The sequence below is a fragment of the Streptomyces kryoterrae genome, assembly GCF_054072135.1.
This window is the reverse complement of the sequence record NZ_CM133358.1, coordinates 8,640,102-8,653,835: the sequence shown is the minus strand read 5'-3', so window position 1 is coordinate 8,653,835 and position 13,734 is coordinate 8,640,102. Positions and strand designations below refer to the sequence as shown.

Below are 13,734 nucleotides of genomic sequence, written 5' to 3'. Positions count from 1 at the left end.
TACGGTCTGTCGTACTCGAGGACCAGGAGGCGCGATGACGCACAAGGCGTTGATCACCGGCATCGGCGGCAGGGAACCGAAGGTGGACGAGGAGGCGTTCGTGGCGCCCATGTCCTCGGTGATCGGGGACGTGACCCTGCAGGCGGGTGCGAGCGTCTGGTACGGGGCGGTCCTGCGCGGCGACGTCGAGCGGATCTCCGTCGGCGCCCGGAGCAACATCCAGGACAACTGCACGCTGCACGCCGACCCGGGGTTCCCCGTGACGATCGGCGAGCGCGTCTCCGTGGGCCACAACGCGGTGGTGCACGGCGCGACGGTCGAGGACGACTGCCTGATCGGCATGGGCGCGACGGTCCTGAACGGCGCGGTGATCGGCGCGGGTTCACTGGTGGCGGCACAGGCACTGGTACCGCAGGGCATGCAGGTCCCGCCGGGCTCACTGGTGGCGGGTGTGCCGGCGAAGGTGCGGCGGGAGCTGACGGAGGAAGAACGCCAGGGCGTCACACTCAACGGCACGCACTACGCGGAACTGGCGAAGGCCCACCGGCAGATCCACCAGTAGAGCAGCTCACCCGAGGGGCGCGGGGCCGCATCGAAACGCGGCTCCGCCGCGTGGGCGCGACAAGTCACGGTCGGCCCGCGCCCGAAGTCACTCCCCGGCCCCCACGGTCTCGACCTCACGCACAGCACCCTGCGCCTTCTTGGCCTTGCGCTTCAGCACCAGCATCGACGTCAGACCGAACAGCACCGCCAACAGCAGCCCCAGCCAGGAGAACCGCTTCAACCAGGACTCGGCGACGACACCCACGTAATAGATGACCGCCGTGGTACCGCCCGCCCAGATGATCCCGCCCAGCACGTTGGCGATCAGGAACTTCCAGTACGGCATCCGCAGCACCCCCGCGAGGGGCCCCGCGAAGATCCGCAGCAACGCGACGAAGCGGCCGAAGAAGACCGCCCACATGCCCCACTTCTCGAAGGACCGCTCGGCCGTGGCGATGTGCCCCTCGCCGAAGTGTCTGGGGAACTTGGCGCCGAGCCAGGCCAGCAGCGGCCGACCGCCCTTGCGGCCGATGGCGTAGCCGATGGAGTCACCGATGATCGCGCCGGCGCTCGCGCACGCCCCGAGGACGAACGGGTTGATCTCGCCGTGCTGGGAGGCGAGCAGTGCGGCGGAGACCAGAATGATCTCGCCCGGCAGCGGAATGCCCAGGCTCTCCAGCCCGATGACCAGTCCCACCAGCGCGTAGATACTGACCGCGGGGATCGTCTCCAGCCATTCCTGCACGTGCAACGCCGGTTCCTTCCGATCTCGCCGTACGCCCGGTACGCCTGTGTCCCCGGCGTGCGCCCGGCCCCGGGCGCACGCCAAAAGCCTACCGGGTCAGGGTGACACCGCCGTCCGCGCGCGGGACACCCCTGTACGGGAAGGAGTCCGGGGGTCAGGACGCCGCACGCACCTCCGCCCGTCGCTGACTCGTATCAGTCACCTGGGCAGAAGCGCGCCGACGGCCCCCGTGACGGAGCCGACCGCCTGTACCACCGTGACGACGACGGGCTCCGCCGCGTTCAGCGGCTGCGGCGGCAGGGCCGTCCCAGGAAAGGGCGCGGACTGCTCGTTGCCGTTGTCCGTGACGTACCGGGTCTCGAACTGCTGCTCGGAAGTGGCCTCGGGTGAGGGCGTGGGCGACCCGCCGGATCCCGAAGTCCCGCTTCCCGCATCGGGCCTGGGCCCCTGCTGCTCACCTTCCGGACCGCCCTCCCCCTTTTCCTTCTGCCGCTGTCCGGACTCGCCGCCCTTCGCGTCCTCACCGCCCTTGCCGCTCTCCTGCCGGTCACCCTTCTCGGCGGAGTCGTCGGACCCGGACGGCTTGGAGTCGAACGTCCAGATCTCCCCCGCCGCCCCGGACCTCGTCCTGACCACCACGTCCGTGCCGGCCCGGAGCGAGACGGGCACGACGGCCAGTTCCTCGCGCCAGTGGGGCAGCAGTTCGCCCTGGACGGTGATGTCGTAGCGAACGTCGTCGGCGTCGGACCCGACGCACCCGGAGAGAACGACGTCTCCGTCGCCGGCGTGGGAGTCGAGGCACAGGCTGGGGTCGGCGAGGCTGCGCAGGAGGCCGTCGTACTCGTACGACCACTGCTGGGTCTCGGCGGCGGAGCACTCGGCCAGCCGGGTCCCGGCGCCGGCCACGACCCGGCCGCCCCGGATGTCCAGGCACAGGCCCGTGGCGACGTGGCGCAGCCTGCCGCGTTCCGTCACACCGGGATAGCCGGCCGGAGTGGTCGGCGGGGAATCGCCGGCCTGAGACTGGGAGGCCGACCCGTGGTCGGCGGGGCTCGGGGAGGTGGTGTCCGGGGCGGCCGAGTAACCGCTCGCCGTGCCCCAGGTGGCCGTCGGCACGGTGCTCTCGTCCGACCAGTCGCGGGCGCCGAGCACGCTCGCGAGCAGCGCGAAGGACATGACGCCGACTCCGACGGCAACGGCCCGTCTCCGCCTTCCCGGGAGGACGAACCGCTCGTCGGGCAGCGGGAGATGGGCCATGAACCGATGGCGGCCACCGGTGCGTCCGCCGTCCCGGCCGGCCGGGCCGCGGGGAGAGGCACCCTGACCGCCGCGTCCCGGGCGGGAGTCGAGGTAGCGGCGGGCTCCCCAGCCGAGCACCGCCTCGGCGAGGAGCGTGCCGAGTTCGCCTTCGAAACAGCCGAGTTGCTCGGCGGCGTGCCGGCAGTGAGGGCACGTCAGCAGATGCTGCTCGACATCGGGCAGCAGAGCGCCGCCGCGCCGGATCGAGACGTCGAGGAGACGGTTGTAGAAGCGGCATTCATTGGTCGGCGCGAGTTCCCGATGGGCACGTACACAAGTGGAGCGGAATTGCTCGCGGGCCTGCTCCACCGCCACCGAAGCGCTTGCGGAGTCCACCCCGAGCAGACCGGCCGTTCCGGAAATGGGTTCGGCCTCGACCTCGGTGTGCCAGAGCAGGCACTGGGCAGCTCTCGGCAGGGCGCGGAATGACCGCTCGGCGAGTTGCCGCCTTTCCGATGTCCGGGCCCTCGCCGCGCGTAGACCACGCGCACCCGTGGGTTTGCGGAGTTCCGGAAGCACCACCGAAATACCGTCTTCGGCGGACCACTCCCGGACCGTTTCCCTTACCGCCACGAGGAGTTGGGGCCGCAGCGCCTGATTCGACTCACTGCGCTCCAGCCGCCCGAACACCCGGTGAAAGGCCGACGTGGCCGCCATGGTGGCGAGGTCTCCCTCGGCCGCGAGACAGATGGCCGCGTAGTCGTACGTCGACTGCCAGTGCCGCGCCAGCAGCATGGCGACGGCGTACGCGCTCTCCCCCTCCACCCGTCCGCGCAGTTGCGCGGCGAGGTTCATGTCGGATTCGGCCGGGCTCGCGCCAGGACGAGGAGGGTAGGGCGGACGTGGGGGGTGTGGGGATTGCACAGAACCAATTCCTTCCAAGCCGCAGGACGGCACGAGCGAATTGCACATCCACGGGAAAGAGGTGCTTGATTGGTGCGTACCTACGACTCGTCAGCTGTGGGACTTCGGGTCGACCGGCACGGAATCCCGAGCGGGAAAAGGGGGTCTGACCTCCGCCCCCGCGCGAGTTGGCTCACACTCGCACACACGTCTCACCATAAACAAGCAGTGCGAGTGACCAAAGTTCAAAACGAAGAGAATTCAGATGTGTTACCGGCGGTATCCGCACCGGCATTCGAAATTGCACCCCGATCGCCCGTCGAGTTGTGTGCATGAGCACCCGGATGGCACACACAATCTTCAACTTCCGGCCTCACGGGGGCCTCACGGGGACGGTAGTGGGCACAGAACGCCAAGCGCCTGGCCGCACACGGCCGGACCGGGGCGGTGGGGCCCAACCGGCAGACACCCAAACGGAGTTGACCATCGTCACCGGGCGCGCCGACCGGATCGCGGCCCGAAAAGACCGAGACCCGGCAGGTCCGTGGACCTGCCGGGTCGTGGCGACTCCCGGGAGTCGGTGAACTGTCGGCGGCGACCGTCAGCCGTTCGGGCGGAGGGTCCAGATGACGGTCATCTCACCCGTGACGGCGCCGTCCTCACGCTGGATGGCGACGGTCACCGGGAACTCGGGGCGCTTGCCCTCGTCGAGTTCGGCGACCACCTCGGCGGCGGGGCGGCCGAGGGTCGCGGTGGCCCTGACAGGGCCGAGCGCGATCTTCTTGAACGCGATCTCGGCGGTGACGGGCAGCGGTACGGCACGGGAGAGCTGATCGCCGAAGGCCGCGAGGACGACAGCCCCGCTGGCCGACTCCCCGAGCGTGAACATGGCACCGGCATGCGGTCCGCCGACGTGGTTGCGGTACTCACCCTGGTCCGGAAGAGCCAGCACGGCCTTCTCCGGAGTGGTCTCCAGGTACTCGAGGTTCAGCGTGCGCACCATCGGCACGGTGGCGGTGAGGAGTTCGCCGATCGACATCTGCTCTGTGCTCATGACCTTATGTTACTCACGAGTAGCCAGATCTGACCAGATACGGCCCCTCGACCGCCGGCCGGCCGTCGTATCGTTACCGGCCATGTGGCCAGAACAGCAGCCGCCCGGGGGCGAGCAGAACCCGCAGGACCCGCAGCACGCGCAGGTCCCGCCGCACAATCCGTACCAGCAGCCGGGCTATCAGCAGCCGAACCCGTACCAGCAGCCCGGATACCAGCAGACGGGGTATCCGCAGCCCCACCCCCATCCCCAGCCGCCGCAACAGCTGCCGGGGTGGGGCGCTCCGACGCCGACGGGCGCGCCGCAGCCGTCGCCAGGTGGAGGCGGAGACGGAAACGGGAACCGGACGAAGATCACCGCGATCGTCGCGGCCACCGCGGTCGTGATCACGGCCGGGGTGACCGGTTTCCTCGTCCTGGGCGGTGACAAGGACAAGGAAGCGGGCTCGGGTAACAAGGACAAGCAGTCGAGCGAGTCCGCGCCTGCTTCGACGCCCGCCTCGGCATCGGCGGACCCGAGCACCTCGGCATCCGCGCCGGCCTCCGACGACAACCCGCGGGACTCCCAGGCCGAGCAGCCGACCGTCGCCGGCTGGAAGGTGGTCGTGAACCCGAAGTGGGGCACCGCCTTCGACGTACCGGCCAACTGGGAGGTGGAGACGCCGGGCACGCTGATCGGTTTCGAGGACGCCGACGCCAAGGCCGGCGCCAAGCCCCTCATCACCATGTCGGCGCCCGCGTACTACAAGTCGAAGTGGTGCGTGTCGGACGACGACAAGGACGGCCGTACGTCGGACACCGCACTCGCGGCCGTGGGCACCAAGGGTGCGAGCGGCGCGAAGAACGCCGACGAGGTCGCCGTGAACCAGGTCCCCTGGTGGGTCTACGGCGGCTACACCCAGCCGGACAAGAAGAGCCTCGCCTTCGACGAGAAGGCGACGCCGTACACGACGAAGTCCGGCATCAAGGGCAGTTTCGCCAGGGCCCATTCGAAGAACACACCCCAGAAGGGGAAGTGCGCGAGCGACGGCAAGGCCATCACCTTCGGCTTCAAGAACTCGGCCGGCAACTTCGTGGCATGGAGCCTGTACGGCGCGACGGGTGTCCCCGGGGAGGTCTCCGAAAAGACGATCATGCAGATCCTGAGCACGGTACGGCTGCACGGGGACCCGACGGGGGCGTGAGCGACCCGCCGGGCGGGAGCGCGGGTGCCGCTGACCGGCTGAAAGCGGCCGGTTCCGGTCGGGGCGAGTCGGAAATTGGTTTGGCAGGTCGGCGGCGGCCCGCGATAGTCGCCCGGTGACCTCCGCCGACTCCCCCGCCCTACGTCCGCGCCTCCCCTCCTGGGCCGGCCGCAACTACAGGCTGCTGACAGCCTCGGCGGTCGTGACGAACCTCGGCAGCAACGGGGCGACGATCGCCGCCGCGTTCGCCGTGCTGGAGGCGGGCGGCGGTGCCGGTGACGTGGGTCTGGTGGCGGCGGCGCGGACGTTGCCGCTGGTGCTGTTCCTGCTGATCGGCGGCGTGATCGCCGACCGGCTCCCCCGGCATCGTGTGATGGTCGCCGCCAACGCCCTCAACTGCCTCTCGCAGGCGTCGTTCGCGGTGCTTGTCCTGGCGGGAGAGCCGCGGCTGTGGCAGATGATGACGCTGACGGCGCTCGGCGGCACCGGGCAGGCGTTCTTCGGGCCGGCCGCCGAGGGCATGCTGCTGTCCTCGGTCGAGGGCGACCAGGCCGGCCGCGCCTTCGCGGTGTTCCGGATGGCCATGCAGAGCGCGGCACTTGGCGGTGCGGCCGTCGGCGGGGCGATGGTCGCCGTGCTCGGGCCCGGCTGGGTCCTCGCGGTGGACGCGGTGGCGTTCGCGGTCGCCGGGGCGTTGCGCTCCTTCCTCGACGTGAGTCACATCCCGGCGCGCCGGCCGGGCGGCGGGATGCTCGCCGATCTGCGGGAGGGCTGGCGGGAGTTCGCCGGGCGGTCGTGGCTGTGGGTGATCGTCGTCCAGTTCGCCGTCGCCAACGCGGTCATCGGCGCCGCCCAGTCGGTCTACGGCCCGTTCGTGGCCCGCGACAGCCTCGGCGGGGCCGGGCCATGGGGACTGGCGCTGGCCACGTTCGGGGCCGGCACGGTCGCCGGGGCCGTGCTGATGACGCGCTGGAAACCACGTCGGCTGCTGCTCGCCGGCACGCTCTGCGTGTTCCCGCTGGCCCTGCCGGCCGCCGCGCTCGCCGTGCCGGTGCCCATCGCCGTGCTCTGCGCGGTGATGTTCGTGACCGGCGTGACGCAGGAGGTGTTCGGCGTGAGCTGGATGACCGCGCTGCATCAGGAGATCCCCGAGGACAAGCTCTCCCGTGTCTCCGCGTACGACTGGTTCGGCTCGGTCGCGATGCTCCCGCTCGCCACGGCGCTGGCGGGCCCGGCGGAACACGCCTTCGGCCGCGCACCGTCCCTGTGGGGCTGCGCGGCCCTGGTCGTGGTGGTGACGGCGGGCGCCCTGTCCGTCCGGGACGTACGAAACCTCACCCGGCGCACGAAGGAGGTCACCCGGGACGCGGCCCAGGAGGCGCCGGTGAAGGGCGAGTTGAAGAGTACGGGCGGCTGACGACTGCGCCGCGGCCCAGCCCACCGAGCCTCACCCGATACCGAACCCCCCTTGCGGTGGCACCGGTGACGGCACCGCCTCGTCGTCCCGGACAGGTGCGGCACCCCCGATGAAGTCCCGTACCGCGGGCCCGTGTTCGAGGCGGGCCGGGAAGGCGTCGGAGGCGACGCGTCGGGACAGGGCGGCCGGGTCCAGGGGGTGGTGCGAGGCGACGAGCACCGCGTTGCCGAAACGGCGGCCCCGCAGGACGCCCGGTTCGGCGATCAGCGCCAGCTCCTCGAACACCGTTGAGAAGGTGGCGAGTTGGGAGCGCAGAAAGGCGAAGGGCGCCGAGTCGGCGAGGTTGGCGAGGTAGACACCGTCGCCGCGCAGCACGCGCCCGGCCTCTTCGGCGTACGTGAGTGACGTCAGGTGCGCCGGGACGCGCGAGCCGCCGAACACGTCGGCCACGAGCACATCGGCGGAGTTGTCGGGGGCGGCCTCGAGCCAGGCGCGGGCGTCGGCCGCGTGCAGGGCGATGCCCGTGCCGGCGGGGAGCGGGAGGTGTTCGACGACCAGGTCGAGCAGCCCGCGATCGGCCTCGACGACGTCCTGCCGTGACCCGGGCCGGGTCACGGCGACGTACCGGGGCAGCGTGAACGCACCCCCACCGAGGTGCAGCACGTCCAGCGCCCGCCCGGACTCCGCGACGACATCCAGGACGTGCCCGAGCCGGCGCGCGTACTCGAACTCCAGATGCGTCGGTTCATCCAGATCGACGTACGACTGGGGCGCCCCGTCGACGGTGAGCAGCCAGGCACGCTCACGATCGACGTCCGGCATCAGCTTGGCAAACCCGTGATCGACGGCACGGGCAACGGGTATCGACTCGTTCACCCGTCAATTGTGCCTGTCGTGCAGCGCCCCTATGGGGGCGCGGGGCTGCGTCGTTATGCGGCTCCGCCGCGTGGGCGCGACCAGCCACAACGGCCCCGCAGCCCCCCACCAACACCAGCCACCCTCACACAATGGCTGTTACGGTCCCAGCCCCCACAGTCCGCCCACCCTCACGGATGGCGAACCCGAGCCCCGGCTCCAACGGCACCTCACGCCCCAGCTCCACAGTCATCATGACCGTCTCCCCAGGCCGCGCGACAGCCATCTCACCGAGGTCCACATCCCCCACGACATCCGCGGTCCGGATGTAGAACTGCGGCCGATACCCCGTGGCCACCGGCGTCGCGCGCCCACCCTCCCGGGTCGACAACACATACACCTGCGCGGAGAACCGGCTGCTCGGCACGACACTGCCGGGCGCCGCGACCACATGTCCTCGCCGCACCGCGTCACGCGGCACCCCGCGCAACAGCAGCGCCACGCTGTCCCCGGCCTGGGCCTCCTCCATGGGCTTGCCGAAGGTCTCCACGCCGGTGACGACCGTGTCCACGTCCGCGCCCAGCACCTCGACCCGGTCGCCGACACGAACCGTGCCGCGCTCGACCGCGCCCGTGACGACCGTCCCCCGGCCGGTGATGGTGAGCACGTTCTCGACCGGCAACAGGAACGGCGCGTCGAGATACCGCTCGGGGACGGGCACATACGTGTCCACCGCGTCGAGCAGCGCGTCGATCGACGCCGTCCAGCGGGGGTCGCCTTCGAGCGCCTTCAGACCCGACACCCGTACGACGGGTACCGCGTCGCCGCCGTAGCCCTGCGCGGTGAGCAGTTCGCGGACCTCCAGCTCCACGAGGTCCGTCAACTCCTCGTCACCCGCGTCGGCCTTGTTGAGGGCGACGACGATGTGGTCGACACCCACCTGGCGGGCCAGCAGGACGTGTTCGGCGGTCTGCGGCATGATCCCGTCGAGCGCGGAGACGACGAGGATCGCCCCGTCGAGCTGCGCGGCCCCGGTGACCATGTTCTTGACGTAGTCGGCGTGACCGGGCATGTCCACGTGCGCGTAGTGCCGGGTGTCGGTCTCGTACTCCACGTGCGCGATGTTGATGGTGATACCCCGCGCGGCCTCCTCCGGGGCGCGGTCGATCCGGTCGAACGGAACGAACGTGCCGGAGCCGCGCTCGGCGAGCACCTTGGTGATGGCGGCGGTCAGGGTGGTCTTGCCGTGGTCGACGTGGCCCATCGTGCCGATGTTGAGATGCGGTTTCGTGCGGACGTATGCCGTCTTGGACATGGCGGTACCTCGAAGCCTCTTCAGCGGTACTGAGTGAAGGTCCCGGCGCGGAGAACGCGGCCGGGACGGGGACCCCGAGGAAGTTCGCCGACCCTCCCCCTGCGGGGTCCGCCGGACGATCCGGGAAGGGTCAGCTTCGAGCGCCGTCGACTGCGGCCGCGAAGATCGGGACGGCAGCCTTCGGGGCATCCGCGACCGCGGATGCTGCGAGGAGGAAGGCGTACCGGAACATGGGGCTGATCCTCGCCGACGCGTCACCGCGCGTCGAATGGTTTTCCGGCGGTTCTCTGCGGACCAGGGGTTCCGGGTCGCGGGGATGCCCGCCACAGTGGCGCATGTCACGGCGTGGTGTTTCCGCAGGGTGTGGAGGCACGTGTCGCCCGGCGCGCCGGGAGTTCCCCCGGTTGTTCCCCCGTTGAGACGAACCATACGGCGGCCACACACACTCCTCAGATAATCTCGGCGAATGCTCGATGCCACCACCCGCTCTGGGGGCACCGCCACGGCCACTCCCCGGGCCATCGCCACGGAGCTCGCCCCGCTCTCGCCCGCCGCCATCGTCGTCGCCCCGGCCGGCGGCCTCGCCGCGCGCTGCACGAGAGCACTGCTCTCGCCATGGTCGCGGCTGTCGCTCCTGGTGCTGCTGCTCGGCGCCGCGGCGGCCTGCGTCCTGCTCTTCGAACCGCAGCGGCTCCTCGCCGACGGCTGGCCGCCCCAGGTCGGCGGTGCCGCCGCGGCGATGGTCTTCGGGGCCACGTACGGACTGTGCACCGTGGCGTTCGTGCCACGCCCGCTGCTGAACCTCGCGGCGGGCGCGCTGTTCGGTTCCCAGCTGGGCCTCGCCGCCGCCCTCGCGGGCACGGTCCTGGGCGCCGGGGCCGCCTTCGGCCTGGGCCGCGTCCTCGGCCAGGACGCGCTGCGCCCGCTGCTGCGCGCCCGCTGGCTCCAGGCGGCGGACGGCCAGCTCAGCCGGCACGGCTTCCGCTCCATGATGGCGGCGAGACTGTTCCCCGGGGTGCCCTTCTGGGCCGCCAACTACTGCGCCGCCGTCTCCCGCATGGGCTGGCTGCCGTTCCTGATCGCGACGGCCCTCGGGTCCGTCCCGAACACCGCCGCATATGTCGTCGCGGGCGCCCAGGCCTCCTCGCCGACCTCCCCGGCCTTCCTGATCGCGATGGCCTTCATCGCCGTACCGGCCGTGGTGGGCACCGTGGTGGCCTGGCGCAAACGACACCACCTGCGCGGGCACTGATCCCTCTCAAGGGGTGCCCTGGTACACGTCCAGCCGCCCGCACATCCCGAACTTCCCGTACGCCGAAGGCTGTTCGGCCCGTACGACGGCCGCCGCGAGGTGGGACGCGTCGCCCTGTTCCAGCCGGTCGAGCTGGTCGCCCGTCGCTTCGGCCGCCGCCCGGGCGCCGCGCCGCCAGCGCTCGCGCCAGTCGGCGATCCGGGGCCGTACGAGAGCAGCCGCGGCCTTGTGGAAGGCGGCCAGCGCCTCCGGCCCCGCCGCGTCCCGCAGCGCCCGGTACCCCTCAAGTGCGAGGTCCCGCCGGGCCCGGGCGACCCGCTCCCGCTCGGCGACGGGCGCGTCGGCCGGGATCATGGTCGCGGCGGCGTACGTCTCCGGGTCGGTCAGGTAGCGCGGCGGCAGCGTGAGCACGGCGTCCCCCGCCTCCGGCAGCCCGCTGTTCTGCATCAGGACGGTGATGCGCAGTTCGTCCTCGTTGACCAGCCGGTGGATCGTGCCCGGCGTGAACCAGGCGACCGTACCGGGTGCGAGCGGCGTCTCCTCGTACCCCGACGCCGTGAGGGTCTGCACCGCGCCCCGCCCGCCCGTGACGACGTACGCCTCCGAACAGGTCAGATGCATATGGGGAGTTCCGCCGCACACACCGTCGACGGCCGGCCAGTCGTAGACGGAGAGGTGCGAGACGGCGACGCCGCCGGGCAGCCCCGCGAAGGCCGTCCCGTCCGGTCCCGCACTCACCACGGGTGCTCCTGCAGGTACTTGGCGACGCCCTCGCGCTCCCACTCCCCGTCGGCTACGACGACCCGGTAGCGGCGGGTGAGCGTGTCGCCGGGCGCGAGCGCCAGTTCGTCGTAGTAGGCCCAGGAGGGAGCGACGGCCGCGAACGGCTCGTTGCGCACGAACCAGTGGGCCGGGTGGGCGCCCTCGCTCCCCAGGTGGTCGTTCTCGGGCGCGTGTGCGAAGACCAGCGTGGCGTGGCCGTCGGCACCGTCGAACTCGCCGGAGTACGCCAGCCACGGCGCCTGCCCGCCCATCAGGCCCGGCCCCTCGGAGTCGGGGCCGAGGATCCGACCGTCCCGGAAGGCGCGCGGGCCGCGCCAGAACAGGCCGGTGTAGCCCGCCGCCTCGCGCCCGGCGGTGGTGGGGCTGCCGAAGAGCAGCGGCTCGTCGCGCCGGTTGGTGATCGCGCTCGTCCAGGTCAGCGCCCAGGAACCCGCCGCCGGATCGACGTCGTGCACCTCGACCCGCCGCGACTCCTGCGCCCACAGCTCCCCGCTGTACGGATGCCAGGTGAGCCGCTCCGCGATGACGGCCCGGCCCGCGTCCGAGGCGACCTCGTCGAAGCCGACGTGGGCCATCGAGCCGACGCGCTCGGGGAGGGCGAGGTATCCCTCGCCGTGCACATAGGAGTTGCCGCCCCACAGGTTCGCCCCCGACAGGTGCGAGGCCGTCAGCTGGAGGCCCTTGTGCCAGCGGTGGTCGTTGGGCCGGTAGTCGGTGACGACGTTGCCGGCGAGCGTCCGGACCGGGTGCAGATACGGCTTCGGCGCCTCCCAGGCCGCCTCGGCCCCGTACACGTAGCTGAACAGCTCGACGCCGGTGACGGGTTCGGTCACGGTGATGCGGTCGCCGTGCGCGTGGACGATGCGCAGGCCCTCGGACGTGGTCACGCGGAGGCCTCCTCGGTGGCGGATTCGGTGTCGGCTTCGGTGTCGGCTTCGGAAACATCACCATCGTCGTCGGTCGCGGGCGCCCAGCCGGGCGCCCCGCCGTGCAGCGCGACGTAGTAGGGGTCGCCGGGGCCGATGTCACCGGCCCTGACGGTCGTGTCCGTGAAGGCGGACTTGTACAGCGCGGTGATCAGTTCCAGGCTGGTCCGCCCGTCGGCCCCGCTGCTGCGCGGCCGTTCACCGGCGCGCATGCTCGCGACCAGCTCGCGGAGCTGCGCCAGGTGTGAACTAGGCACGTCAGCACCGAAGTCCCGCCAGTCGGCCACCTCCGCCTCCGGCACGCCCGGCGCGGGGGTGATGGTCCAGTCGGCGTTGCCGTGCCCGTACAGATGGGTGAGTTCGACGGTGGCCCGCTCGCAGTCGATACGGATACGGCTGACCTCGTCGGGGCTGAGCACACTGTTGACGACGGTCGCCAGCGCGCCGTTCGCGAACCGGACGAGCGCGGTGGAGACGTCCTCGGTCTCGATGTCGTGGACGAGCCGACCGGCCATGCCCCGCACCTCGCTCCACGGCCCCAGCAGATCCAGCAGCAGATCCATCTGATGGATGCCGTGCCCCATCGCGGGCCCGCCGCCCTCCGTCTCCCAGCGCCCTCGCCAGGGCACGGCGTAGTAGGCGGTGTCGCGGTACCAGGTGGTCTGGCAGTGCACCACGAGCGGCCGGCCCAGCGCCCCCTCGGCGAGCAGCCGCCGTACGTGCGTGGCGGCCGAGCCGAAGCGGTGCTGGAAGACGATCGAGGCGTACGGGCCGCCCCCGAGCCCCTCCTCCGCCTCGATGGCGTCGAAGTCGGCGAGCGTGGGCACCGGCGGCTTCTCGCACCACACCCAGGCCCCGGCACGCAGCGCGGCCACGGTCTGCTCACGGTGCAGGGTGGGCGGCGTACAGATGGTGACCAGGTCGGGCCGCTGTTCCCGGAGCATCTGCTCCAGGTCGGTGTACCCGTGCGGAATCCCGCTCTCCGCGCAGAACGCCTTCACCGCGTCGGCGTTGATGTCGACGGCGGCGACGACCTCGGTCTCGCCCTCGTCGGCCAGCCGGGCGAGCGCCGGCAGATGCGACCCGCGCCCGATGGCACCCGCCCCGATGACGGCGGCCCGGATACGACGGCCGGTGAGCGGCGGGAGGGGGGCGAGTGAGGTGAGGTCGGCGGGAGCGCCGCCCGCGGGGGACTGCCCCGGTGGGACCGGGGAGGTGTCGGGACTGGTTACGGGTGTGGTCATGTGCGTGATCAGCACTCCATCGGACGCGATGCCTGACGTGGGCCAACGCGTGGTGACTCCGGACCTCCGGGGCAGCAAGCGCTTTCTCTTCACGCGCAAACTATGTTCCGTCCCAGCGGCCGGTCAACACCAAGACCAGGGTGCCGACGGGATGGACGGTGCGGGCGGGCAATACGGAGAACCCCGCCCTTTACCACCCCTTGACTCCGGCCCCTGTGCTCGGCCTGTCACCGGGGGCCGCTAGGCTGCCCCCAACACACCTGCTCTTTGCCGTC

Annotated in this window: 12 protein-coding genes; 4 read left to right on the top strand and 8 right to left on the bottom strand. The window is 71.4% G+C overall.

Translation table 11 applies throughout. The features are described 5' to 3' along the window. Window positions 1–34: 34 nt before the first annotated feature. Window positions 35–562, top strand: coding sequence for a gamma carbonic anhydrase family protein (locus ACW4TU_RS38495; protein ID WP_457421055.1), 528 nt, complete (start codon window positions 35–37; stop codon window positions 560–562). A gap of 87 nt (window positions 563–649) precedes the next feature. Here ACW4TU_RS38495 and ACW4TU_RS38490 read toward each other — a convergent pair whose 3' ends face one another. From ACW4TU_RS38490 to ACW4TU_RS38480, 3 genes are all read right to left on the bottom strand, one after another. Beyond that, complete coding sequence (locus tag ACW4TU_RS38490) at window positions 650–1,294, bottom strand: DedA family protein (protein WP_457421053.1); 645 nt, start codon at window positions 1,292–1,294, stop codon at window positions 650–652. A gap of 192 nt (window positions 1,295–1,486) precedes the next feature. Further along, a complete protein-coding gene (locus ACW4TU_RS38485; protein WP_457421051.1) occupies window positions 1,487–3,382 on the bottom strand; it encodes an RICIN domain-containing protein in 1,896 nt (631 codons plus the stop codon). Window positions 3,383–4,031: 649 nt separating this feature from the next. Next, window positions 4,032–4,469, bottom strand: coding sequence for a DUF4442 domain-containing protein (locus ACW4TU_RS38480; RefSeq protein ID WP_457430529.1), 438 nt, complete (start codon window positions 4,467–4,469; stop codon window positions 4,032–4,034). A 97-nt stretch (window positions 4,470–4,566) separates the two neighbouring features. Here ACW4TU_RS38480 and ACW4TU_RS38475 point away from each other — a divergent pair, with 97 nt between their 5' ends. Then, on the top strand, window positions 4,567–5,667 hold the full coding sequence (locus ACW4TU_RS38475) for a DUF8017 domain-containing protein (RefSeq protein WP_457421049.1): 1,101 nt from the start codon (window positions 4,567–4,569) through the stop codon (window positions 5,665–5,667). Between the two features lie 115 nt (window positions 5,668–5,782). After that, window positions 5,783–7,084 (top strand): MFS transporter, encoded by a 1,302-nt coding sequence (locus ACW4TU_RS38470; protein WP_457421047.1) that lies wholly within the window; start codon window positions 5,783–5,785, stop codon window positions 7,082–7,084. 30 nt (window positions 7,085–7,114) lie between these two features. Here the strand turns inward: ACW4TU_RS38470 and ACW4TU_RS38465 are convergent, their stop codons facing one another. Both ACW4TU_RS38465 and tuf read right to left on the bottom strand, forming a co-directional pair. Then, window positions 7,115–7,960 (bottom strand): spermidine synthase, encoded by an 846-nt coding sequence (locus ACW4TU_RS38465; protein WP_457421045.1) that lies wholly within the window; start codon window positions 7,958–7,960, stop codon window positions 7,115–7,117. Window positions 7,961–8,084: 124 nt separating this feature from the next. Further along, entirely contained in the window at window positions 8,085–9,254 is a 1,170-nt protein-coding gene (gene tuf / locus ACW4TU_RS38460; RefSeq protein ID WP_457421043.1) for an elongation factor Tu, read from the bottom strand. 466 nt (window positions 9,255–9,720) lie between these two features. Here tuf and ACW4TU_RS38455 point away from each other — a divergent pair, with 466 nt between their 5' ends. Beyond that, entirely contained in the window at window positions 9,721–10,506 is a 786-nt protein-coding gene (locus tag ACW4TU_RS38455; protein ID WP_457421041.1) for a TVP38/TMEM64 family protein, read from the top strand. 6 nt (window positions 10,507–10,512) lie between these two features. On the opposite strand, the gene ACW4TU_RS38450 is transcribed toward ACW4TU_RS38455, so the two are convergent. From ACW4TU_RS38450 to ACW4TU_RS38440, 3 genes are read right to left on the bottom strand one after another with little or no spacing between them, the layout of a single operon-like run. Beyond that, window positions 10,513–11,244, bottom strand: coding sequence for a cupin domain-containing protein (locus ACW4TU_RS38450; RefSeq protein WP_457421039.1), 732 nt, complete (start codon window positions 11,242–11,244; stop codon window positions 10,513–10,515). Continuing rightward, window positions 11,241–12,176, bottom strand: coding sequence for a DUF6807 domain-containing protein (locus tag ACW4TU_RS38445; protein ID WP_457421037.1), 936 nt, complete (start codon window positions 12,174–12,176; stop codon window positions 11,241–11,243). Before ACW4TU_RS38445 ends, ACW4TU_RS38450 begins: the two co-directional genes overlap by 4 nt. Continuing rightward, window positions 12,173–13,459 carry a Gfo/Idh/MocA family protein gene (locus ACW4TU_RS38440; protein WP_457421035.1) on the bottom strand — a complete coding sequence of 429 codons (1,287 nt, stop codon included), beginning with the start codon at window positions 13,457–13,459 and terminating at the stop codon, window positions 12,173–12,175. The genes ACW4TU_RS38445 and ACW4TU_RS38440 overlap by 4 nt, the downstream gene beginning before the upstream one ends. Between the last annotated feature and the right edge of the window lie 275 nt (window positions 13,460–13,734).